The following is a 25,402-nucleotide window of genomic DNA, read 5'->3' on the forward strand; positions in this document are numbered from 1 at the left end:
ACTAATCAAGTAAATCTGTTAGTGCGGCATCTGCTGTAGGAAACTGAAATGGAAAATCGAGTTCTTTTAATCTTTTAGGAATTACTTTCTGTCCCTGCGATAAAACAGTTGATCCCTCGCCCTGCAGAAGACTTAGTAACTTTACTCCCACTTTTAAAAACACAGGTCTTTTTAGTTTTTTTCCAAGTAATTTAGAAAATTCACGATTCGACACCATTTCCGGGGCAACCATATTGTATATTCCTTTTGATTTAGGATTTTTATAGATATACCAAATAGCAGATAATAAGTCTTCAATATGAATAAAAGGAAAAGGTTGAAAACCATCACCAATAATAGCCCCAGCTCCTAATTTAAAAGGTAATATCATTTTAGCCAATGCTCCATTATTACGATCTAAAACAACTCCCAGTCTAATTATAGCTAATCTTATTCCTTCATGATGCACCGGCGCAATAGCGGCTTCCCAATCCTTACAAACTTTAGCCAAAAAGTCACCGGAATAATGATCTGAAAATTCATCATGAACTTCAAATGTATCATATATACCAACTGCTGATGCAGATAACACAATGCTAGGTTTCCCCTTAACCATTTTTATTGCTTCAACCAATTTACGGGTAGAATTAATACGGCTATTATATATTTCCTTTTTATATTCAGAAGTCCATTTATTAAGGATACTAGCACCTGCCAGATTGATAATCATATCTGATCCTTCAATCTTATTAGCCATTTTAGATATATCAGCATTTAAATCAGCTCTTGTTATGTTCTCAACAACAAAACCATTTTTTGTAAAAAAATCTGATATCTTACGACCTAAAAATCCGGTACCTCCTGTTAAACAAATCTTCATATATACACTATTTGGTTCTAATAAAATAAAGCATCATTGCATTAAATTTCAACATATCTCTTGTTGAATACAATAATGTGTCAGAGCTAGATTGAATGTAAGATTTTTGATTGCTGCATGCACTATGCTATCAATGGAGTTTGAATTTAATAATATTTATATCAATTACAGCTAATATAAGAATTTATCATTCAAAAATTTCGAAAACTTTATATACGCCATATAGAGAAAGAAGCGTAAATAATATTTGAATAACCAGGATCACTCGCTTAAACGCTTTATTCTTTTTTAGTTTTAATTGCTTACTTATTATCCATGGAAAAATAATCCATACAAATAAGTTAAGTATCACAAAAAAGGCTATAAAAAATTCTCTCATAATATGTTATTTAGGCTAATTGGTTTCTTTTTCCAACAACTTCTCAAGCTCTTCAGGCGTTACTCCATGATTAATTTCGCCTGCATGAAAAAATGATATTTTCCCTGTTTCTTCTGATACAACAATGGCTGACGAATCAGTTGATTCAGTAACTCCTAAGGCAGCTCTGTGTCGAAGCCCTAATTTTTTGGGTAAATCAAAACTCTGAGATACCGGCAAAATACACCCTGCTGCTTTAATTTTGTTTTGAGCCACAATTACAGCTCCATCATGTAACGGACTGTTCTTATAAAATATATTTTCCAGTAGTCTGGATGAAATCACTGCATTTACCAACTCTCCGGTCTGCACATAATCCAGCATTTCTGATTTCTTGGAAATTACAATAATAGCTCCAGTTTTTGTTTTGGCAAGATTTTGACACGCACGAACAATAGGCTTATTGTAAAAATTCATCACACCTGTTGATGGTGTCGAAAATATCTTTTCAAATGAAAAACGGTTGGCAATGTTATAACGGGTCCCCAATAACAAAAAGAAACGACGAATTTCTTGCTGAAATACAACAATCAGCGCAATTACTCCCACATTGACAATATTATCAAGAATAGTTGCTGATAATTCCATATTTAGTGACTTGATTAAAAGCCACAATACGATAAAAGCAAACAATCCAAAAAAGATATTTTGAGCAATAGTACCACGTATTAACTTATACAAGCGATACATTAAATATGCTACCACTGCAATATCTATGATGTCAATAAACCTTATATCTAAAAATGTCATATTAAGCCTATTTTACGGACTGAAGTTTATTATATATAGCAACACATTCCCGGGCCTCTTTAACATCATGAACTCTTAAAATAGACGCTCCATTTTGTAAAGATATCATATTTAATAGTGATGTACCATTCAAAGCCTCTTTTGGTGTACAATCCAGCAGATTATAAATCATTGATTTTCTGGATAAGCCAATTAAAACAGGTAACTCAAAAACATCCAATTCCTTCATCCTGTTTAGCAGTTCATAATTATGATCTAAAGTTTTGCCAAATCCAAAACCCGGATCTAATATAATATCATGAAGACCACGTTGCTTTAATTCTTCAACTTTTTTGGAAAAGTAATCAATTATTTCATAAACTACATCATAATTATAGTTAGGATCATTCTGCATATCCTGCGGTGTTCCTTTCATATGCATGATAATATATGGTACATTTAAATCAACCATAGTATCAAACATCTTTTCATCCATTTCACCTGCAGCAATATCATTGATGATATCTACCTGGAAATCTTTTACCACCGCTTCTGCAATTTTCGCCCTAAAAGTATCTACTGATATAATAACCTCAGGATATGCTTTACGGATAATATTTAAAGCTTTGGCTAACCGGTTTAATTCCTCCTCTGTTGAAATGTGCACTGCTCCCGGACGCGAAGAATAAGCCCCAATATCAATAATATCAGCTCCATCGGCTAACATATCCTGAACCCTTTTTAATATTGTATCTTCCTCCTGGTATTTCCCACCATCAAAAAATGAATCCGGAGTTATATTTAAAATCCCCATTATTTTGGGCGTATTTAAATCTAACAGTCTTCCGTTGCAATTGATATATTGATTTGATTTTATAAAATTCTCCATCATTCCGTTCTTATTATTCTATGAATGCCCAAAAATAGTGAATTGAATCATGACGATGGAATAATTAGTAATATTTCCACTTTTATTTAATCCTCACGACACTTTCACCTCATATATTCATTAAAAATCTTACGTATAATCGCCTTATTTATATTAAAATCTGTTAATTTTTTGCTAATAATCTACAACCCACCTATTGACATTAATATTGAATATCAATACCTTAAATAAGAAACTGCAATTTTAAACCACATATACACATATCTACTTTCTTGGATATGTAGTTTTTTGAATATATATTTGACCCAACAAAATTAGAAAATACAATAAATACTATGAATAAATTTAAATTACTATTAGCAATTGCAGTGCTCAGCATAATAACTACTGCCAAATCGTATGCTGAAGTAACTGACTCTACAAATGTTTTTTCTTTACAACAAGCTTTAAATCTTGCCGAGAAAAACAACAGGGAAATTTTAAAAAGTATTGCAGAAGTAGACGGCGCTAAAGCTGACAATTTAAAAGCAATGGCATCTTTTCTACCTGCAATTGAATTATCCAGTACCTACTCATCTACTAACGATGCGCTCTATTCGTTTATGTACAAGTTACAACGGCAGGTTGTTTCTCCGGCTGATTTCGATCCTACCATCTTAAACGATCCGGGAACAAACGACATGTTTAACACGCAGGTATCAGTAATGCAACCTATAATAAACGTTGATGCCTGGAATGGTAAAAGTGCTGCTTCAAGTGCTTTAAAAGCAACTCAGTTAAAGAGTGAATTTACTAAAGAGCATGTTCTTTTTGCTGTTAAGCAGACTTACTTTGGTTTACAACTGGCAAAAAACAGATTAACAGTAATTGAAAAAGCCCACAGTGCAGCTTCTGCATATTTAAAAATGGCAGAAGACAATATGAAACAAGGATATTTAAAAGACGCGGATGTGCTATCTGTAAAAGTAAGATTACTTGAACTTGAAGCTCAAAAGAAAGAAGCAGAAAATCAAATTCAGTCTGTATCGGAGATGCTTAACTTTTTAACCGGAAGAAATATTAACGCCCCAATACAAATAGCTGATCGTATTGAGAAAATTGATTTTACAGCAAAAGGTATTAATGATGTTTCGAACAGAGCTGATGTTTTAGCAATGAGATATGGAATGAAAGCACACGAACAAATGAAAAACAGTGCAATGATGAAATTTGTACCTCGTGTAAATGGTTTTGGTATGTATAATATGTACGATGAAAACATTGGTGGTTTTGATGCAAATAGCTGGATGTTTGGCGTTTCATTACAATGGAAACTATTTAATGGTGGTCAGAATTTAGGCAACTATAAAAAAGCCAAAGCTGATTTTAATTATTCTCAAAACGATTATCACCAATACCTTGACAAAGGCAATATGGAATTATCAGGAGCACTAAGAACCATTCATGTTACCGAAAGTAATGTTGTTACTTATGAAACAGCTTCGGAACAAGCTAAAGAATCGCTTAGAATAAGAACCAACAGATATAAAGAAGGTATGGAGCGTACTTCAGACTTATTAGCTGCAGAAGCTACTTATGCTGAGAGCGAATTAAAATACTTAAACGCCATTTATCAATACAATATTTCAGTATTTAAGTATGAACTACTTTCTTCTGAATCAAAACTTTAATCAAAACTAAATTATTTTAAACTTATAATAATTACGATCATGAAAATTCAAAAAATAGCTATCATATTTATTGCTGCAGGATTATTAATGCAAAGTTGTGGCAACAGTTCCGAAGAACAAACTAAAGCTGATGGAGCAAAAATAACTACGCAAAATGTTGATTTGGCTAACATTTCAAAAACATACCAATATTCCGGTACTGTTAGCTCATTAAAGAAATCGACTTTAAGCACAAGGATAATGGGACAAATTGATCAGGTTCTTGTTCATGAAGGAGATCAGGTTCAAAAAGGACAATTATTGGTATCGCTAAGAAGTAATGATATTGATGCTCAAAAGAGTCAGGTTGAAGCCAATATTATTGCCGCAGAAGCTGCCTATAAAAATGCAGAAGCTGATCACAAAAGAATCTCATCGCTTTTTGAGAGTAAAAGTGCTACGCAAAAGGAACTGGATGATATTACAACACACTACCAGATGGCTAAAGCACAGCTGACTTCTGCTAAAAAAGCAAAAGTTCAGGTTGAAGAGACTTTAGCTTATGCTAACATCAGAGCTCCATATTCAGGTGTTATTACGGATCGTTTTGCAGATTCTGGTGATATGGCCAATCCAGGAATGCCGCTTATTGCAATTGAATCACCAGATCAGTTTGAAGTTATTACACGAATTCCTGAAACAGAAGTAAATATTGTTGAGCAAGAAGATGCTGTAAAAGTTGAGCTTAAAAACTCAAAGGAAATTATTAAAGGTAAAATCACTCATATTAGTCCATCGAGTCGTTTTTCAGGAGCACAATTTGAGGCTCGTGTATTATTACAACCTACTGATGAACAAAAAGAATTAATCAGAAGTGGAATGTTTGCTAATATTTCTCTTCAAAAAGGCGAAGAATCAAAAATTCTGGTTGCCGATAACTTAATTGTAAACCGAGGTCAATTAACCGGAGTATGGACTGTGAGTCAATCCGGAAGTGCTTTATTACGCTGGGTGCAATTGGGTAAAAAATACAATGGCCAAACAGAAATACTTTCTGGCCTTTCTGAAGGTGATCAGTTAATCATCAAATCTGAGGAAAGATTATACGACGGCTTAATTGTAAAAGCACAATAAGTAACCCTATTCTAATCAATTATATTATCCATTAATATAAACCTATTTTATAATGAAAACAGGATTTGCAGGGTCTTTGGCCCGACTATTTATAAACTCAAAGCTAACACCATTATTAATGGTAGCTTTTGTAATCATAGGACTTTATAGCTCCTATCTGACACCACGCGAAGAAGAACCTCAGATTGATGTACCTATTGCTGATATTATGCTGCAATATCCGGGTGCCAGTCCTAAGGAGGTTGAATCGAGAATAGTTAAACCACTTGAAAAGGTTATTTCAAATGTAAAAGGAGTTGAGTACGTGCATTCTCAATCAATGCCTGAAATGGCCATGTTGATTGTTCAATTTTACGTTGGCGAAGATGTTGAGAGAAGTTTGGTGAAACTTTATAACGAGATTATGAAGAATATGGACCAAATGCCGCAGGGAATCACGCTGCCATTGATAAAGACCCGCTCTATTGATGATGTTCCTGCCTTAGGCTTAACTCTTTGGAGTGAAAACTATTCTGACTATCAATTAAAAAGAGTAGCACAAGAGTTAAATTCTGAAATTGAGAAGATCAACGAAATTTCAGAAACCAGGATTATTGGAGGTAGAAATCGTGAGATCAGAGTGGAGCTTGACAGGGATAAAATGACAGCCTTTGGCATGGATCCATTAATGATTACTCAACAAATACAGGCATCTAACCAACAGTTTTCATCGGGTTCATTTAACCAAAATAATAATGAGTATTTGGTTACCACCGGTAAGTTTCTTGAATCGGTTGAAGATGTATCAAACCTGGTTGTTGGAGTACACGGAAAATCACCTGTATATCTGCATCAGATTGCAACCATAAGCGATGGTCCGGAATTGCCGGTTAGTTATGTATCATTTGGATACGGAAAAGCAAATGTACACCAGTCTGAGTACAAAGGAGAATATTCAGCCGTTACTATTTCAGTTGCAAAAAGAAGAGGTGCTGATGCCATGCGTTTGGCTGAACAAATTCTGGATAAGATTGAGCACTTAGAAGGTGAATTAATTCCATCAGATATTCATGTGGAAGTTACCAGAAACTATGGTGAAACTGCTTCTGAAAAAGTATCAGAATTATTAATGCACTTATTGGGAGCTATTGTTTCGGTATCGATTGTAGTTATGCTTGCAATGGGATGGCGAGGTGGTTTAGTGGTATTTATTTCGGTACCTATTACCTTTGCTTTAACTATGTTCAGCTACTACTTCATGGATTATACTTTAAACCGTATTACACTGTTTGCATTAGTATTTGTAACTGGTATTGTGGTAGATGACTCCATTATTATTGCGGAAAATATGCACCGCCATTTTAAAATGAAACAACTACCATTTTTTCAGGCTGCTTTAAGATCTATTGACGAGGTGGGTAACCCAACAATATTGGCCACATTTACAGTAATTGCTGCTGTTTTACCAATGGTTTTTGTATCTGGTATGATGGGACCTTACATGAGTCCAATGCCTATTGGCGCTTCTATAGCCATGATCTTTTCATTGTTTGTTGCGTTAATGATTACACCTTGGTTGGCATATCGTTTATTAAAGCATGATGATAAAAAGGATGATGATAAGGATTACTCGCTAGAGAAAACATTAATCTATAAGATTTATGATAAAACCATGCGTCCAATGATTGACAATAAAATGAAACGTTGGGGTTTTATTATAGGTGTTACTGTATTACTGTTTGCTTCTGCCAGCTTATTTTTATTAAAAGTAGTTACAGTAAAAATATTACCATTCGATAATAAAAATGAATTTCAGGTTGTTATTGACATGCCCGAAGGTACCACACTTGAGCAAACTGCTAATGTTACAAAGGAATTGGCCGCTTATTTACGTCATCATGAAATGGTAACCAATTACCAAACATACGTAGGTGCATCTGCTCCTATTAACTTCAACGGATTGGTGCGTCATTACGATATGCGAAGAGGTTCAAATGTGGCTGATATTCAGGTTAACCTGGTTTCTAAAAACGACAGGGATACTCAGAGTCATGATATTGCCAAAGAACTTCGTCCTGAGTTACAGAAGATCGGTAAAAAATTCAATGCCAACGTTAAAGTGGTTGAAGTTCCACCGGGACCTCCGGTAATGTCGACTATGGTTGCTGAAGTTTACGGTCCAGATTACGAGGCTCAAAAAGATATTGCACTACAAATTAAAAAACTGTTTGCTACCACAGAGAGTGTTGTGGATATAGACTGGATGATGGAAGACGACCAGGAAGAATTCAAGTTTAACGTGGATAAGGAAAAAGCCATGTTAGCAGGTGTGAGTACACAACAAATTGTGCATGCACTAAACATGAATTTACGAGGTGCTAAAGTATCTAATCTGTATGCCGAAAAAGAGCATAGTCAGGTAGGTATTACCTTAAGAATGGCTCAGGAAGAAAGAACCAGTATTGAGGATTTAAAGAAGATCAATTTAATGTCTTCGCATGGAAATATGGTAGCTGTGGGTGATTTGGTTGATATTACCAAAACCATCAAACCAAAGAGTATTTACCGTAAAAATCAAAAAGAAGTAGTTTATGTTACTGCTGATATTGCAGGTACTTTAGAAAGTCCGGTTTATGCTATTTTAGATATTTCAGACAGGCTGGATGAAATAGAAGTACCTAAAGGATACGAAATTGAAGAGTTTTATAACGGACAACCATTTTTAGAAGACAACTTTGGAATTAAATGGGATGGCGAATGGCAAATTACCTACGAAGTATTCCGTGACTTGGGTGCTGCCTTTGCAGTAGTATTACTAATCATCTATATGCTTATTGTAGGATGGTTTCAAAACTTAAAAGTGCCGTTTGTAATGATGGTTGCCATTCCTCTTTCGTTAGTTGGAATCGTACTTGGACACTGGTTACTTAATGCATTTTTTACCGCAACATCTATGATTGGTATGATTGCCCTGGCAGGTATCATGGTCCGGAACTCCATACTACTCATCGACTTTGTTAACATCAGGCTCAAGGAAGGTATTCCACTAAAAGAGGCGGTTATTGAAGCAGGTGCTGTACGTACTACTCCTATCCTGCTTACAGCCGGTACTGTAGTAATTGGAGCTGTAGTAATTTTATTCGACCCAATATTCCAGGGGTTAGCCATCTCATTAATGGGAGGAACAATTGCTTCAACTTTCCTTACCTTATTAATAGTGCCATTAATCTATTATATGGTAGAAAGAAAAAAATATAACGAATCTACACCTATTGAATCATCTGCTGATGAACAAGAAGTGTAAATAATAATAACTCCTGAGCAGGCTCAATTAGCAACCTGCTCAAGAGTCTTGTTTAACTCACAAAATCTATAAACATGAAGATGCTTGTAGCAACAGCAGTAGAAGAGTATCGCGAAAAACTGGAACAGTTTTTTAGCGAACAAAACGTAAGTTTTTATAACGAACTTGAAGTAAAAGGTGTAGATAAAACAGGTAAAAAACAACATCGTGTGGGCAATTGGTTTTCGTATAATGAACACCCCTACAATCTGGTTACTTTTTTTACCATTATTGACGATGAGCAGGCCGATAATATCATGGAGAGCTTAAGTCAATGTAAGGTGGAAATGCCCAATTGTAAAATCAGGGCTTATATACTTAACATTGAAAAATCGATTCAGTAAAAAAGTATTAAGGTTAAAGGAAAAAGGTTGAGGGTTAAGGGTTAAGGGTTCAAAACAATTATTCATATGATTATTATTTATTTTATCAGTCATATGGCAATAACCAATTTGGTCATCCCCGTATGTGACAAGAACTCATTGACTTTGTCGATCCGACAATTTTCATAGCTCGTCTCATGTTACATTGGTCAATGCTCCCTTTAACCCTTTACCTTGTTACCCTGTTACCTTATCACCATTAGAAATATTTAAAATTAAAAAAACACATCATATGCAAGAGAGAATTGTAAGAGCAGTTGCCGGTACATTTATTTTAGTGAGTTTATTACTGGCTTTAACAGTAAACATTAACTGGCTTTATTTTACAGGATTCGTTGGACTAAACATGCTCCAATCGTCCATTACAAAATGGTGCTTACTTAATGATATACTAACAAAATTAGGTGTACCTAAATAATACAGAAAACCCGGAGTATTGCATATATGTTCCGGGTTATTTTTTTATTAAACATGAATTAAGGATTCACAGATACATATACATCATGTAAATTTTGTATGTATTTGTAATCCAAACCATAGTTCAATAGTATTTTATCTATCACACGCCCTTCCTCAAGGCTTGTCGTGATGCTCTATCAACTAAGGTAAAAATACTTTCCAATGTAGATTTATCCCTTCCGGGCTGATGGCCTTTAATTTTAACTATCTCTATATGATACGTATCATAAAACTCAAAAAAGGCTTTATACAACTGATGATGATTAACCTGCTTATTTCCTTTGGTTTGATAATTATTATCCTCTAACCTTTTCCTTCGGTTTAATAAGCTCAACACATTTTGCGAATCGGTGTGCACTATAATTTTACTAAATCCCTTTTCTGTAACAAGGCTTAATCCCCAAAGTAAATTTTCTAACTCCAACTTTGTTGAAGAAGTATCTGTAAATTGATTCAGTTTAACCTGTGATTTTAGTTCTTCTATGGATTGATTAACATCTTCAGTGTAAAGAATAGCCCCATAACCTATTTTTGATTTAGGATTAACGCTAACGTCGGTAAAGAGATAAACAGGGTTATGCATAATTATAACGATATACTTGTACCGATAAACATTCCTGAACGTTGCGCATCATCATCAAACCAATGATTTCCTTCTGTAGATTTTTGGAAATTATAACCAGCCATAAAATTTAATCGTAACAACCTGCTTAATTTTAATTTATACCCAATGGCTCCCAACATCATATAACCAGGCGCCTGCGCTCCTGAAAAAGTAATCTGGGGACCACCTTCTGCCATTAAAAACAATCCTTTGGACAAACCACCTATGGTATATTTTACATTAACAACAATCGGTATTGTATTGGCACTATAGCTACCATAATAACCATCGAGCCCCATACCTGCATTAACATTTAAATAATTGTTGATATGGTACCCCAATAAAAACCGGATACTATTGGCATAGGTATCGTTTTGTGGCCAATCGGAATGATTACTTGACTGTATACTTGATACAAATATTCTGCGATAAGCTAACTCTGCGTTAACCTTATTTTGGGCTTGAATATTTTGAGCTAAAAATGCTACCAAAACAACAAAAGCAGATTTATACACTGGTAAAAACAATCGTGTAATTTGATTCATAAGTTTTAATTAAGTTTGATTTGTAATATTTGAGGGCGCAATGCTAATAAAAAAACACTTTAGGTACAACTTAAAACTTCGATTTTAACTAGTGTAAATAATACAAAAAAGTCACTCTATTTCCAATATAAAAGTCTGCCCAAAGGTTAACAATTATATAAGAAGCACTGAGTGACCCCGTTTTTTATTATTAAAGTGTGAGAATAATATTGAAAGCTAAAAAATTCTATAGTTAAAAGCTAAGAAAAAAGCTTTGTTTTTAAAGTCGAAAATACTTTCGGAGGCGTAAGGCTTAATACTTTGAGTGTATCCTATATCAATAAGCCATTTATCTTTATCGTATGATAAACCCACTTTAAAGTTCGGATCAAACGCATTTTTAAACTTTGTATTTGAGTTCTTTAAAAAATAGTTTAAATCTATACCTGAAATAAAATTGAACTTATTAAAAAAACGGGTTCGCAGATCAATTGGAACACAAACAATATTTTGAGTTATTTTCAACCAATCATCTTCTTTAAAAAAATAATCCTCGTATTGCCTGGCATCCAACCTAATATCTTTACGACTCACAAAAACGCCTCCTGTTTTTATCGAAAATGTATTACTTATATCATATTTGTAGTTTAATCCTAAACTATACCCTGTTCCATAAACATTATGATCTCTTCCAATATGCGATGTTTCAATATTTGTAAGATTGGTTCCTATATTAATATATACCTGTCCTTGAGCTTTTACTGCCAAAAGTAAAAGAATGGCAGCGATGTAAATATTATTGTGTTTGCTCTTCATTTGAGTTAAAATCTTCTTGTGTTATTGTATATATATACTTGTAGTGAGTACTGAATCTTTTGTCAGAAACAGTTTCATTTCTCCAATTATCAGCGATATTAAATATATTTTTATCTTCATTGTAATTGTCTTCGTAGAAAATAATAGATAAATCCTCTTTTACAATTACTACACTGTCAGCAAAAAAAGGACTTCCTCCTCCATTGGGTCCAGTGTCCTTATAAACAGATACTTCTTTTTTTGATTCAATATAAAAGTAATTAGTTGGATCAAAATATATAATAATGTCCGATTCAGTTTGGTTTCCTATTACAAACTCTTCTGTTATACTAGCCTGAATAATTCATAAAAAAAGGGAGTTTGTTCCCTAAAAATAGCTGAAGTATCAGTATTTTTAGGGTGTTCACAACAAAACATCCCTTTGAATACAATGATAAAAAATAATTTTGAATCCAACACTTCGACCTATGAACTTTTTCCGGTTTCAGGTAAGCAAGTCGAACTTAGTTTCAGTGGCGATACAATAAGCAGTGATGGTGGATTGCTATTGCTACGAGAAGTAGAAAATCAGATAAATATAATAGACAATTTGAGCCAATGTCTTACTGACAATAGGGATCAGCGCTATATCGATCATACAATTAAAGAGATGCTAACGCAACGAATTTTTCAAATAGCAAGTGGATACGAAGATTGTAATGACTGTGATGAATTACGGAACGATATGATTTTCAAGACCTGTGCAGGACGATTACCACAAAGTGGAAAACCATTGGCATCGCAACCAACCATGAGTCGCCTGGAAAACTCACTTGACAGTAAATCTTTATATCGAATGGAATCGTTGTTTTTAGATACCTTTATTTCATCATACGATAAGCAACCGGAGGTAATCATATTAGATTGTGATGATACAAATACAGATACCTATGGACAACAAGAGTTAACTTTGTTTAATCAATACTACCAAAATCATTGTTATATGCCCCTGCATATATACGAAGGGTTATCGGGCAAATTAGTAACTACAATACTTAAACCCAGAAGAAGAAGCAAACAGAGTAACATAGCTTCATTATTGAAGAAACTCATTAATCACATTAGGAAAGACTGGCCTGATACCATGATAATAGTCAGAGGCGATAGTCATTTTACATCAGCAGATTTTATGCAGTGGTGTGATACTAAGTATAAAATTGGTTATATAACAGGGGTAAGTGGGCATAAAAAATTACACGAAAATGCCAAGGTAACTATTGACAGTGCAGAACGGGAATTTAAAAAATACGGCAAATTTGTTAAACGTTACCATTCATTTTTCTATCAGGCAGGTAGCTGGCATAAACCACAAAAAATTGTAGTTAAAGTTGAAGTTTCGGATTTGGGAACTAATATTCGGTACATCGTAACTAATCAGGTCGATTTTAAAGCTAAAGGTCTGTATGAAAAAGGTTATTGTGCCAGATGTGGTATGGAACTCAGAATAAAAGAACATAAATTATACTTAAAATCAGATAGGGCTTCCTGCAGTAGTTTTAAAGCCAATCAATTCCGTTTGTTCTTACATTCTGCAGCTTATATTTTGCTGCATACCTTTCAAAAGGAAGTGCTGAAAAATACACAGTTCGAAAACTCTACATTTAAAACCATACAAAACAAAATAATTAAAACGGCAGCATGGGTAAAGGAATTAAAAACAAAAGTAAAAATTGAATTACCTAAATCCTGTCCTTCTAAACAAATACAGTCTAATTGCTTTGAAATGTTTTCTTTGCTCAGGACATAGATAACAATTAGCAGAATTCAAATTACATATATTTTTTAGAACGACAGAGGTTGTATGAGAAGGGTACGCTCTTAAATTAATTTTCTTATGATTTCTTAGCAAAATGGAGTGTTAAAACAGTACAGTGCGATTAGTTCATCCACAAATTTTGGTGTAAAATCGAAATATTAAACATAATTCTCATATCCATTGTACCCAATAATCTATTTTTTTAATTTATGAATAGTTCAGGCTAGAGAATTTATTAAACCATAAGTTATTGCCATAAGCTTCTGTAAGGCTTGCCATCTTTTTTAATTCGAAGGCCCATGTTTTTTCTAAGCAACCCCATGCTAAAAGAATGGCTTTATCTCTTGAGTAGTCTGGATTAATATTTGAAATAACATCAGTCATTGCTTCAATATAGGCATTAGCCATTGTTTCGTGTTGTTCATCATTCTTAATTCTTCTTGGATCTTTAAGAAAAAGAGAAAATAATTCGTCAGTATCATCTATATTTTCATTCATGAAATAGTCGGCTAATGCATGAAGTGCTTCATGAGCGTATGTTGTAGCCAGTTCATTCCATTATTCAATATTTAAGTATAAATACACTCATACAATTTGAAAAAAAATAAAAATTGGCTTACTGTTATATTAAACTAAAGATTGCCTATGAAATTTGTACTATAAACTGGTATTGAATCCTTGTTTATATCGACTTCATTAATTGTAAATAATACAATTTGCTTTTTCCATAAGGAAACCACAAACTCATCTTTTAAAAGCATATATTCTATGTCTTTAAGTTCTCTCAATTTTCTTTCTTTAAAGTATTTTTCATAAACGATAAAGTTAGTTTCAACACATAATCCATTATCTATTAGGGCAAATATATTTCCTGTAATCGGGTGACTATAATAAAATAAAGTAAAATCTTTATCAATCTTTGTTATACACCTTTCTTTTAAATTTTCTTTATAAATACTATCTATTTCAACATCATACTCATACGCTTGAGGTCTTACGATAAATATCGTATCTGATAATGAATTCTTACAGCTCTGTGCTTGAACAACATTATATATACAAAAGAAAAAGATAACTATTATTAATTTACTCATAATAAACATTTTTAATTTATACATTTCGTTCCTTTCGATGTGGCTGATGAATTTCTCTCTTGTTGATTTGCACTCGATACTTTCCCTTCCCAAATGTTATTACCATTTGAATCATTTAAGCTTGCCATCTTTTTCAACTCATATACCCAAGTGCCCTGCAAGCCACCTCAAGCAAGATAAATTGCATTCTTCTCAGGAAAACTTGAGTTTAGCTTTAACACCACTTCCTTCATAGCATTAATATATTTATTTGCCATAGTTTCGTGATGTTGTTTATTTAATTCGTAATCTCTCATATTTTTTGTAGGAGGCTCAAGAAATCCTGTATTAGAATTTCTGTAATCAACAAAAATAGGGAAATACTTTTTTGCAAGATCTGGATTATTTTGCCAATAATAACTTATTAAACTATGAATTACTTCATGTGCAAATGTAACTGCAATATATTCCTGTGTTGCATTATTTAAGACATCTGGGTTCATTCTAATTATAAAGTCAATATCTGAATTCTGACTTGCAGTGGCATCCGTTGATGTTCCTGATAGTTTTTCATCAACTTCAAAAGTAATATTCATTGATATATCAAAATCAAATACATCTCTCAGTATATTAGATATTGTAAAATTAAAATTAGTAAATTGTTCCAAAACACTGGATGCACATAAATAATCATTTAGATCATTAATAATATCGGGTAAATCAAAAGGTTTATGATCAGAATCATCCCCTCCATTCCTCGGGCCACCATTTCCATTTCCTGATCCACTATTACCCATTGAATAATCAACATTATCAATTGAATAGCCTACAGATCGGGATCCTAAACCGGAATGACTCCCATAAGAGAGATTGTAGTAATATCACTCAATAGTTTTAAAAGAGTAGGTCTCATATAGTTTAGCAGAGCATAAGTTTATTGATTCTAGATTCTCATTATAAAACTCTTTACTCTTTATGATATAGAATTTAACTTGACTTAAACCAACATTATTTAAATAAACATCATTAATAATAAAATAACTATCTCTTAAAGTGCGTAATTTCATGTTAGATAACTTGTCTCTTGAAACTATAACACTGCTATTTTCATTAACGAAATTAGGTATTACATTTAAGCTTTCTAATTGGCTTTCATAATATCCTGTACTTTTTGCTGAGGTTCTAATCCATAAGTAAAATGGTGTATCACTGCTGTCGTTTTTAAGACGACTTCCGAATATTTCTTCAAACTCTTTTTGAATTTCCAGGCCTGCTAAAGAATGTTCATCTAGTAAAATACAAAGCGTATCCTTGTATTGCTTTTGACCATACAATACAGAGGTGCATGTTGATAATATAAATAATATTTGAATATACCTTTTCATTAGGCTTATAGTTTAGTTTGAACAATTTGTTCCTTTCGCATCTTTTGTTGAATTTCTTTCTGCCTCATTTCTTTCTATTATTCTCCTCTCCCATATATTTTTCTAGCTTCATCTTCATAAGTTCATAAGCCCAAGTTTCTTGTAATCCACTCCATGCTATGCTCTCTGCTCTTGACTGACCAAAATCTGGATTTCCATTACGAATAATATCTACCATTGCATCAATATAAATACTAGCCATTGTTTCATGTTCTCTGTTACTTTTGGTTCTCCTTGGATCACTAAGGAAAAATGGAAATAATTCTTCAGCTCTTTCTGTATTATACCATTTATAGTAATCTATCAATGTAAATAGAATAATTAAGAGATAAGTAAAATAACCTTATTCAAGGTATTTAAAAGTATCTAATTCAATCAATTCACAAGGATACATACACGGTGAATCAGAAGTTTTGCATAAAAATATTTGCTCATTAAAATATAGAAACTTTACTTGATCTATAAAACTGATTATTTTTCTTTCTATCTAGTTTAGCTTATTGCTTATAAAAAGCAAGCCCAGAACACAGACAGATTACTTAAAAGCATGTAATTAGATGAATTATTACTAATTCCCATCTGATGCTATGGTTTCAATGGTTTTGTGTATTAAATTATTTACTAAAGCTTTGTGTTTACCTGTTGCTTTGCAACAAGTAAGTATCTATACAACAATCTGTGTTTTTATAAAATAATACATCATAATTATTTACTGTTTTTGTTATTATTTCACGATGTACCTCCGTGACTCTTAGGGCTTGAGCTTTATCATTTTATCTATGGCTTTATACTCTAATAGATCTCTAATGTGCTGCTTTTCACTTAGATTAAAATCTATTTTAGCTACTCTACACCCCTCTAACTTTACATAATACTCTTGATGGATATTATTGGCATCTATAGGTCTTATATACTTATATGGTATTATGTAATCTTTCCCTTTGATTGTTTTTATACCTAGTATTTCATTTGCTTTTACGTATAAATCATTTATTGTTATTGAAATATTCCTCTTTTCCTTTTTTAATTCAATATCATATTTAGGAGGTAAAGTTTTACCAAACTCGGGGTTAAACTCACCGTATGATAGTTTGTTTTTACATGTATCTACTATAATATTTAGTTGTTTATTATTGGGATAGTAACTATATACCTCTGTTATGTTTCCGGTGATTTTAATTTGGTAGAGATTTTTAGGTATTGCTAAAGAAGAAATATCTATACGATGGTTTCTTGGAAGGTATTTCTTCAGCGTATAAGCAGAATTTACAGTTACTTCATCAATAGTTTCATTAAGATAATCTTCTTTATCAATAAGGTAATAATTACCATACCATCCAGACATATTTCCTGATACTGAAGCAACAAAAAAATCCCTCAAATCACGAACCTTAGCATCTTTCAATGACTTTTTATTCATCTTTATTGGTTTAGAATTAGAATTGGTATTTCTTACTATTCCAGTATACGTACTGGCTGTTGAAGAGTAATTGAAAATGAAATAATCTACATTCATTTTATCATTTGGTATATCATGAGGATAGAAGACTTTAAAGAAGCAGTTTAACGCTTGCATATTTGTTTGATAACCCTTGGGAACCAATAAATATATAGAACTTGAATCTTTCGCTTGGGTATTAGAAAATACGCCTGCGAATATATATAAGATAATAATTAATTTAGTTTTCATATATGCTTAATTTCTACTGTTTGTACCCTTAGCATCAGTTGAATTTGTTCTTTCAGCTACATTGGTTTTTATAATTCCTTTTCCTCCATAAAATTTCCTGTAGGAGATGCTTCTTCATTTATAATATTACCACACTTAAAATTTGTATGAGAACTAACTGAAAACCTCACCTAATAAACTTCCTCCATAATAATTAACTGGACATGAGTAAAATGCCACAGGAGACAATAATTCATTCTAATATTATTGCAGTAGAATACTCACATGAATATAGATTTATGTATTTGCTTTCGTCATTTAAATAATCATCCTCTTTTACCACATACAAGAGTAATTTCTTTTTTATAAAATCATTTACAAAGCATGATTTGCTTTCTCTCACTGAGAAATAATCATATGAGCTGAGTATTGAATAATAATCTTTTAAATATCTGGCTTTTATCATCTTTACATTTTTACGAGAATAAGACATAGGTTTTGTCTGACTATCCATCAATATTAAACCAAAATATTCATCTGTAAATTTATCATTATGTACTCTTTTTGTGTAATAAAAGAGATGGCATGAGGAATTTAAAGTATCATTAATTTGAGGTTTGATTTTCTTATTAAATATATCAGCGGTATTTTTCTCAATTTTGTAATTATTAGGTATTACAATCAAAAAGGTATCTTTAATAGATTGACTTAATAAGGATTGGCTCAAAGTAATTAAAATAAAAAATAGTTTTGTTTTCATTTTATAGGTTTTAGTTACATTTAGTACCTACTGCAGTAGGTGTTGAGTTTTTTTCTGCGGTATTAACTCTAGAGAATTTATTAAACCATAAGTTATTGCCATAAGCATCTGTAAGGCTTGCCATCTTTTTTAATTCAAAGGCCCATGTTTTTTCTAAGCCACCCCATGCTAAAAGAATGGCTTTATCTCTTGGGTAGTCTGGATTAATATTTGAAATAACATCAGCCATCGCTTCAATATAGGCATTAGCCATTGTTTCGTGTTGTTCGTCACTCTTAATTCTTCTTGGATCTTCAACGAAAAGCGGAAATAATTCTTCAGCTCTTTCTGTATTATGCCATTTGTAGTAATCTATCAATGCATGAATGGCTTCATGGGCGAAGGTTATTGCAATATATTCATTTGTTGCGTTATTTAAAATATCGGGATTCATTCCTATTGTAAAATTAGGTAATGTGCCTGGTTTTCTTACTCCAGAGGTAGTGGTTCCTATTAATGTTGAGTCAACTACAAAAGTAATATTAACATCATTACCAAAATCAAATACATCTCTAAGTATATTAGATATTGTAGAGTTAAAATTAGTAAATTGTTCCAAAACACTGGATGCACATGGATAATCATCTAGATCATTAATAATATCAGGTAAATCAAAAGGTTTGTCATCAGAATCTTCTCCTCCATTTCCCGGCCCACCATTTCCATTCCCTGATCCACTATTACCTATTGAATAATCAACATTTGCATTTGAATAGCCTACGGATCCTGATCCTGAACCGGAAGGACCCTCAGATGAGAAAAAGAATTCGGAAGAACATTCATGTAACTCTTGCGTTCCAAATTCAGTAACTTGTGTCCATGAATAACAAGTCTCAAATACATAAGCATTGGTTTTTAGAGATGATTTAGCTCGTTTAATGCTTATATCTATATCCTTATTACTTTCTTCCATATTTAAGGTCTTTTCAAAGTATTGAATTAAACGTTGCGTACTCTCATAATGATTGGCATCTTTATCGTTTAATAATAAACAATATTCAAGTTGCATATTATGGTGTTTAAAATAGTACAACGCAGATATTGATCTGTTTCGCGTATCTACTATTGGTACTAGTAAACTATTACATCCATTTATTTCACTATTTAATCCAACGTCCCATTTAGGTTCTCCAAAAGTGACTACAAAATCATCTGCAAAGGGTATACTATCATCAACATGTTTTAAATATTCAATTATGAAGAGTCTAAAGGGTTCAGATTTAATATTATGGTCAAAGAATTCTGATGTTGTTTTTTGCGGTAGTAGTTCTGTTTGATTCTCTTTACTACAACTTACTATGAGAGCTATTAATGAAATAGCCGGAAGAATTAATTTCATGTTTATTTTTTAGGTTTAAATAACTTATCCTAAATCAACCTATAAATAAATTAAGAACCAAAAACACAATGTGACAAAAACGTGACAAACAATATAGCATTGGTTATCAATAATGTATAAAATAACATTTAATTTAGCTTATCCCTTAAAAAGCTGGAAGTATAGATTCTTTATTGTCATCAGAAAAATCGTCTTCTGTTATTGTATATGTATACTTGTAGTGTTTAGTATTTTTGCTTTTTGAAGTGATTTCTTCATCCCAGTTTTTTTCTACATTAAAGATGTTTCTATCTTGATTTCCTTCATTTATAATGAAATAAGTAATAGAAGAAGCATTCTTTTTTTCTATTACAACAGAATCAGTTCTAAAAGGGGGTTCTCCAACATAATCATCATTTATATTTTCCACAACAATAGATTCCATACTTGTAATTGAATAGTATTTTATTGGTGAAAAATATATGGTTATTTCGGCATCAGTATTGTTGCTTACTATGTAGTCTGTAATAAATGATCTGTTGCTGCAAGAACTAAAAAATAGTAATGTGCTAACCCCAATGATAAGCTTTAAATAATTCATCTACTTCTGTCAATTGTTATCTTCTGTTTCATTCACTAGGCTATATTTAAAATCCTGAGGACTTTTTACATCCAGATGAACCAAACCGATAGTTAAATAATAAACCCTTAGCAAATAATTTTGCTAAGGGAATCAACTAATGGAATTCCCAAACTATAAAGTTCCGGAAGAATAAATACACTTATTAATTTTTAATAATCATACCCAATTTTTCGAGTAATTGAGGCTGATCCATCAATGCTATTTTTGCAATTGCTTCGTAGTCCCTTACCCACTCATATAAATCATCAATTTTATGGTCGCGTATTAAAGTAGCTTGTTGGGCATCTCCCTTTTCGCGAAGAATCAATTCATTTTGAGTCTGAATTTTATTTACACCAGCTAAGCCTTCTTCTATCGATTCTTTAGTAATACCATAGGTATTCATCTGATCTAACCAATTCTGATTACTGAGTAAATTAGTATAAAAACTGGTCGTCTGAGTAAACCATTTACTTGCACTTTTAGCTCTGCGTCCATGTATATCTAAACTAACCTGTGCGGCATTGTTATCCTTAAAAACCACTTTAGCTATACTCCAATGTTTATAATACAGGTCATTAACTTGCTCCAGCATTTTGTCTCTCTCATTAAAAGCAATATCTACATCATGATATTCTTTGGTAAAATTTTCAGAGGTAATTTGTGCTTCCTGAAGTAATGTTTTTCCAATTTGTAATTTTTCAGCACCATACCCATATTGAGCCACAGCATTTGAAATAGCATCATCATTAATACTATTATTAATTCGCATTGAACATTGATAAAGTAGATCTTCTTTAGATAATTGTGTTCTATCCATTTTTTTAATATTTAAGATTAGAAATGATAAAAGCCTGGGCTTTTATAAATCATTATGATTTTATATTTTCTTATTTTTATTTATGATTATGTTATACTAATATTTATTGGCAGAAACTACATTTGCCATTTACATAACCCAAATTGAAAAGGTACTACCCAAATTTGCTTGTTACGTAGCCAAAACTGCATATTACAACTCATAAATCGGATGTTACGCACCCAAAACTACTTGATACAGTCCCAATAAAGCTCGTTACCAAACCTAAATTGAATATTACATACCCAAATTTGAATATTACCGCCGTATCATGATGTTTTGGCATGGTAAAAAGCTATTTGAGGTGAGCTTATAAATTAACGGAGTCGTCAATAAACTACTTTAAAAAAAGTAATTATTATTATTTAAGTAACACAGAATATAATATTAGGAAAGTGTTTAATCAGTTTAGCTATTATAAAAAAGAAAAATACTTTGGGAATAGCTGGTTTATAATAAGGAATTATACTCATGTTTGGTTCTTTTTTGGGTTTCAGATAAAATATTTTGATTACTATTTTATAAAATATTTCATATAAATACAATACATATTGTAAAATTGAACAAAAATATTTTAGAATCTTATCACAATAAGGCCTTAGTGCCGAAGGAAAAAACTCCTATACTCCCGCTTCGGTGGGAGTTTTTATTTTACAGTGTTGCTTAATGTATTTTTAGTATTTAATCTTATTTCCTTTGCAAGCATATCTATTTCCTGAATTAATACAATCGTAATGCTATGGTATAGCATTCCATTTAAGGCTATTAAGTTACTACCTTCCATATTTAAAATTTCTTCGTAATAAAAGGTTACTAACATTTTTTTTACGGTATTAAAAATATCAATTTTATACTTTTCTATTTTTAATTTATGATGGTAAGTTTCCCAAAACACCTCTGAATACATGGCTTTTCCTTCATCAGGTATATTTTTTAACTGAAGTTTTAACTTCTCTTCCTCTTCTTCTTTTTTTAGGGGTTTGGGAACTTTTAATGATGTATTGCCCATATCTTCCGACATACATAATTGTAATATATCCAACGCCTCCGTTTTGGCTTTATCAAGGATACAAAACAAGTTTAACAGATAATCATGTATATGCTCTTTTATAATAGGATGATGAGCTATTACAATATCATATAAGGCCCTTTCTAGTTCTGCAGTATACCGTTTTGCAATCTGTTCATCTCTATCTGATTTTTCAAATATGCGGTTAAATTGTTCTTCAGAATCTTCAAATGTCATTTTAGGATAGTTTTAGGTTAATAATTTTCAATTATTTGAACAAACGACATAATTAGTATATTATTGTATTTCAGGAAAATTTATTTTAAAAAGTGTACAAAAAAAAGCTGCCTTAAATAAGACAGCTTTTTCATTACATTTTTACATGGTAAATATAAGCTATGGTTTATAACCATATTGAAACGGGATCGCTATACATTTTATTACCAGTTGAAGATACTGCAACTACCTGATAATACATTTTTACGTTTGTTCCTCTATCACAATCGCTCATCGACGTTTCGGTTGTATCACCAACTTTTGTTTTATAGTCCATACCTGAAGTTGTTGAAACGTACACTTCATACGATACTGCTTTATCTGCTACAGTCCATGTTATATCAACACAAGTTCCGTTTTTTGTAAGTACTACACCTGTAGGCTTTTCTGGGATAATATCATTTGATTGCGGATATTCTACCTCCTGAACATAAGATTCTCCAATTACGTTGCCATTTCTATCTTTTGCCTGAACTTTTAAATAATAAACCTGACCTGCAACATAGTTCCATTCATTAGCAAAAGCATTCATATCTACTATTTGGCTATTGTTCCAGTCTGGTAATAAAAAAGGATTAGAATCTGCCAAAGCATAACCATCATCTTTCGACTCCGATGTGTATAATTCAAAAGTTACATCACCACTTTCAATCCACATACTTTGATCCTCTACTAAATCAGAAGCATTAACAAGCACTCCAATTGTTAATGCACCACCGTATTGATCATGAAATCCGAAGCGTTCGATAGGTAAGTTTGCTATAGCCGAATTAGTAGTAACTGTTACCGAAACTGTTTCTTCTGAGTATACAACTTCTGTATCATCACTGTTATATGCATATACATAAAAGCTATATTCGGTATCTGGCGTTAACGATTCTATTTCAACGGTATTTTCACCCTCAACAACTTCTGTTAGGTTGACAATAGGTTCTAAATCAGTAGTTTTTTCAGCTGAGTATATTTTAACTCCTGTACATGTTCCTGTATAATTAAAGATTAAACTAACACTTTCTTTACCAATATTTGCAACTGTAAAATCAGTAGGCGCTGATGGTGTTTCAATACTACTTCCTTCTTCTTCCTCTTCTTCCTGATCTATTATTGTTCCTTTTGAGTATACAATATGATTATATACATCCGTAATCTGATCTACATCGGTAGATAAAGAAGAAACAATATAATAGTACTCAAATCCATCTGTATCTGTAGCTATAACACCATTATACGCTACAGTGTTAGTATTACCATTTGCATCTGTTTCTTCCACATCAAATGTACCTACTTCCCATGTAATATCGTTGGTATCACCATTTGGGTCAACTATTTCTCCAGTTCCATCATTTTGTAGTTTTACAAACACATCTATGCTATATTGGTTTGACGTCCAAATCCCCACAAAATCAGTAGTGGTATAACTTTTAGTTGTGCTCCCCTTTGTATCATCATCCTTTGAACATGAGCTCATTGACAATGCCAAAAAGGCAATAAATAAAATTGTTAATTGTTTCATTTTAAAATTTGCTTTTTAAACTCACACAAAACTCACTACCATAACCTTTTTATGCAGCCGGTTTTATGCCGTTATTGTTTACTATATTAATATTGAATTACTTTTGATTATAAACCCAGAAAAACTCAGGCGTGTATTTAAATTTCCGCTTAAACGACTTAGGATAACATTGCATAAAGTCTGGATTGGATCCAAAAAGATCTACAAACTCCTGATTCCTGAATTTTCCGAATAAAAACGGAATACCTCCGGGGTATTTAATAACTCGACTCTGAGTTTCGCCTACTTTTTTAACTCTTACTGCTTTGTAATAGTCTCCCATTTCCTGACCTATTCCCATTATCATTCCCGGAATATTTAAATCACGACCGTATGAAATCTGGTGGGCACCGAGAGGTACATAAACCTTATACTTGCTATCAAAACCATTATTGACCAAAAGCATTAAATCAGCACTTTCTTTTCCTTTACCATTAACACTTTTCACTACTCTTTCCAGAATTAGCGGTTTGTAATATTTTTCCTGGTCAAAATCTTTGAATTGCTTAATATTAAAAGGCAGATCTTTTTGCCCAACATCACCCGTAGTTTTATTTCCTACGGATAGGTTTATATTTATTTCAATATCCTTATCCACAAATTTTTCATCAGGATAAAAGTCTACTCTTTCTACTTCTTTTTTCTTAATTTCATGAACCTCTCCTTTGGTATCATACCATTGCCATTTATCAAATTTAACCAGTGTTCCCTGTTTAAATTCTCCTTTAATTTTAGTTCCATCCAACAGTGTAATTGTTCCTTTGCCTGGTATAGGAAACTTATCAAATCCATCTCTGAACTTTACACATTCCACATCTTTTGATTGTGAAAAACCAACACTGCAAATCATAAATAGCATTGCAAAAATCTTACTTCTCTTCATTTTTAAACAGTTAATTTTAGATTCATCATATTTAACATAGTTGCTTTCACAAAACTGAGTCAAATCAAAATTCCGTACCACTAAACCAAATATTAGACTGGTACTATCACTAATTCGATCACGACAAATGTATACTCTATCAAATGTAAAAGCCTAGACAAATTGGGCATTTTAAAGATTTCGGAACATGTTTAATGTTTTCGGAATGTTTTTTAAAGATCCTGAACTTTTATATTTTTAAGTCGTAAATAAAATCGACGAGATATAATATTATGTATATTTGATCACTCATTAAAGTAGATTCCCCCGCCTACGTCATTACAATAAAAACAGAATA

25 protein-coding genes are annotated in these 25,402 nt (G+C 32.3%); 6 read left to right on the forward strand and 19 right to left on the reverse strand.

Annotated features, from left to right (window positions below; all coding sequences use genetic code 11):
* Position 1 precedes the first annotated feature (1 nt).
* The 3 genes from OM075_RS10700 to folP form a co-directional block, all read right to left on the reverse strand.
* Complete coding sequence (locus OM075_RS10700) at positions 2–859, reverse strand: TIGR01777 family oxidoreductase (RefSeq protein ID WP_301190504.1); 858 nt, start codon at positions 857–859, stop codon at positions 2–4.
* A 394-nt stretch (positions 860–1,253) separates the two neighbouring features.
* A complete protein-coding gene (cdaA, locus tag OM075_RS10705) occupies positions 1,254–2,027 on the reverse strand; it encodes a diadenylate cyclase CdaA (protein WP_301190505.1) in 774 nt (257 codons plus the stop codon).
* Between the two features lie 7 nt (positions 2,028–2,034).
* Positions 2,035–2,898 (reverse strand): dihydropteroate synthase, encoded by an 864-nt coding sequence (gene folP / locus OM075_RS10710; RefSeq protein WP_301190506.1) that lies wholly within the window; start codon positions 2,896–2,898, stop codon positions 2,035–2,037.
* A 332-nt stretch (positions 2,899–3,230) separates the two neighbouring features.
* On the opposite strand from folP, the gene OM075_RS10715 reads away from it, so the two are divergent.
* The 5 genes from OM075_RS10715 (at position 3,231) to OM075_RS10735 (ending at position 9,801) form a co-directional block, all read left to right on the forward strand.
* On the forward strand, positions 3,231–4,565 hold the full coding sequence (locus OM075_RS10715; protein ID WP_301190507.1) for a TolC family protein: 1,335 nt from the start codon (positions 3,231–3,233) through the stop codon (positions 4,563–4,565).
* 39 nt (positions 4,566–4,604) lie between these two features.
* Positions 4,605–5,678: an efflux RND transporter periplasmic adaptor subunit gene (locus OM075_RS10720; RefSeq protein ID WP_301190508.1), complete on the forward strand. Its 1,074-nt coding sequence runs from the start codon at positions 4,605–4,607 to the stop codon at positions 5,676–5,678.
* Positions 5,679–5,730: 52 nt separating this feature from the next.
* On the forward strand, positions 5,731–8,961 hold the full coding sequence (locus OM075_RS10725; RefSeq protein ID WP_301190509.1) for an efflux RND transporter permease subunit: 3,231 nt from the start codon (positions 5,731–5,733) through the stop codon (positions 8,959–8,961).
* Between the two features lie 74 nt (positions 8,962–9,035).
* Positions 9,036–9,344 (forward strand): hypothetical protein, encoded by a 309-nt coding sequence (locus OM075_RS10730; protein ID WP_301190510.1) that lies wholly within the window; start codon positions 9,036–9,038, stop codon positions 9,342–9,344.
* A 271-nt stretch (positions 9,345–9,615) separates the two neighbouring features.
* Positions 9,616–9,801, forward strand: a complete 186-nt coding sequence (locus tag OM075_RS10735; protein ID WP_301190511.1) for a YgaP family membrane protein — start codon at positions 9,616–9,618, stop codon at positions 9,799–9,801.
* Positions 9,802–9,942: 141 nt separating this feature from the next.
* Here OM075_RS10735 and OM075_RS10740 read toward each other — a convergent pair whose 3' ends face one another.
* The 3 genes from OM075_RS10740 to OM075_RS10750 all read right to left on the reverse strand — a co-directional run bounded on the left by OM075_RS10740 (position 9,943) and on the right by OM075_RS10750 (position 11,786).
* Entirely contained in the window at positions 9,943–10,425 is a 483-nt protein-coding gene (locus OM075_RS10740) for a ribonuclease HI (protein ID WP_301190512.1), read from the reverse strand.
* A 2-nt stretch (positions 10,426–10,427) separates the two neighbouring features.
* Positions 10,428–10,991, reverse strand: coding sequence for a hypothetical protein (locus OM075_RS10745; RefSeq protein ID WP_301190513.1), 564 nt, complete (start codon positions 10,989–10,991; stop codon positions 10,428–10,430).
* A 216-nt stretch (positions 10,992–11,207) separates the two neighbouring features.
* On the reverse strand, positions 11,208–11,786 hold the full coding sequence (locus OM075_RS10750) for a hypothetical protein (protein ID WP_301190514.1): 579 nt from the start codon (positions 11,784–11,786) through the stop codon (positions 11,208–11,210).
* A gap of 430 nt (positions 11,787–12,216) precedes the next feature.
* Here OM075_RS10750 and OM075_RS10755 point away from each other — a divergent pair, with 430 nt between their 5' ends.
* Positions 12,217–13,572 carry an IS1380 family transposase gene (locus OM075_RS10755; RefSeq protein WP_301190515.1) on the forward strand — a complete coding sequence of 452 codons (1,356 nt, stop codon included), beginning with the start codon at positions 12,217–12,219 and terminating at the stop codon, positions 13,570–13,572.
* Between the two features lie 216 nt (positions 13,573–13,788).
* Here OM075_RS10755 and OM075_RS10760 read toward each other — a convergent pair whose 3' ends face one another.
* The 13 genes from OM075_RS10760 to OM075_RS10820 form a co-directional block, all read right to left on the reverse strand.
* On the reverse strand, positions 13,789–14,079 hold the full coding sequence (locus OM075_RS10760) for a hypothetical protein (protein ID WP_301190516.1): 291 nt from the start codon (positions 14,077–14,079) through the stop codon (positions 13,789–13,791).
* Positions 14,080–14,213: 134 nt separating this feature from the next.
* On the reverse strand, positions 14,214–14,675 hold the full coding sequence (locus tag OM075_RS10765) for a hypothetical protein (protein WP_301190517.1): 462 nt from the start codon (positions 14,673–14,675) through the stop codon (positions 14,214–14,216).
* 167 nt (positions 14,676–14,842) lie between these two features.
* A complete protein-coding gene (locus OM075_RS10770; protein WP_301190518.1) occupies positions 14,843–15,451 on the reverse strand; it encodes a hypothetical protein in 609 nt (202 codons plus the stop codon).
* Positions 15,452–15,535: 84 nt separating this feature from the next.
* Entirely contained in the window at positions 15,536–16,039 is a 504-nt protein-coding gene (locus OM075_RS10775; protein ID WP_301190519.1) for a hypothetical protein, read from the reverse strand.
* A gap of 64 nt (positions 16,040–16,103) precedes the next feature.
* A complete protein-coding gene (locus OM075_RS10780) occupies positions 16,104–16,385 on the reverse strand; it encodes a hypothetical protein (protein WP_301190520.1) in 282 nt (93 codons plus the stop codon).
* A 444-nt stretch (positions 16,386–16,829) separates the two neighbouring features.
* Complete coding sequence (locus tag OM075_RS10785; protein ID WP_301190521.1) at positions 16,830–17,768, reverse strand: hypothetical protein; 939 nt, start codon at positions 17,766–17,768, stop codon at positions 16,830–16,832.
* Positions 17,769–18,000: 232 nt separating this feature from the next.
* Positions 18,001–18,507 carry a hypothetical protein gene (locus OM075_RS10790; protein ID WP_301190522.1) on the reverse strand — a complete coding sequence of 169 codons (507 nt, stop codon included), beginning with the start codon at positions 18,505–18,507 and terminating at the stop codon, positions 18,001–18,003.
* A gap of 10 nt (positions 18,508–18,517) precedes the next feature.
* Positions 18,518–19,885 (reverse strand): hypothetical protein, encoded by a 1,368-nt coding sequence (locus OM075_RS10795; protein ID WP_301190523.1) that lies wholly within the window; start codon positions 19,883–19,885, stop codon positions 18,518–18,520.
* A gap of 145 nt (positions 19,886–20,030) precedes the next feature.
* A complete protein-coding gene (locus OM075_RS10800; protein ID WP_301190524.1) occupies positions 20,031–20,465 on the reverse strand; it encodes a hypothetical protein in 435 nt (144 codons plus the stop codon).
* A 184-nt stretch (positions 20,466–20,649) separates the two neighbouring features.
* Positions 20,650–21,306, reverse strand: a complete 657-nt coding sequence (locus tag OM075_RS10805; protein ID WP_301190525.1) for a PQLLE family protein — start codon at positions 21,304–21,306, stop codon at positions 20,650–20,652.
* Positions 21,307–21,991: 685 nt separating this feature from the next.
* Positions 21,992–22,591, reverse strand: a complete 600-nt coding sequence (locus OM075_RS10810) for a hypothetical protein (protein WP_301190526.1) — start codon at positions 22,589–22,591, stop codon at positions 21,992–21,994.
* Positions 22,592–22,757: 166 nt separating this feature from the next.
* On the reverse strand, positions 22,758–24,143 hold the full coding sequence (locus OM075_RS10815; protein ID WP_301190527.1) for a fibronectin type III domain-containing protein: 1,386 nt from the start codon (positions 24,141–24,143) through the stop codon (positions 22,758–22,760).
* A 97-nt stretch (positions 24,144–24,240) separates the two neighbouring features.
* The gene (locus OM075_RS10820) at positions 24,241–25,065 is read right to left on the reverse strand and encodes a hypothetical protein (RefSeq protein ID WP_301190528.1); all 825 of its coding nucleotides are present in this window, start codon (positions 25,063–25,065) and stop codon (positions 24,241–24,243) included.
* Positions 25,066–25,402 lie beyond the last annotated feature (337 nt).

The sequence above is a fragment of the Plebeiibacterium sediminum genome (assembly GCF_026013605.1).
Lineage (GTDB): Bacteria > Bacteroidota > Bacteroidia > Bacteroidales > Marinilabiliaceae > Saccharicrinis > Saccharicrinis sediminus.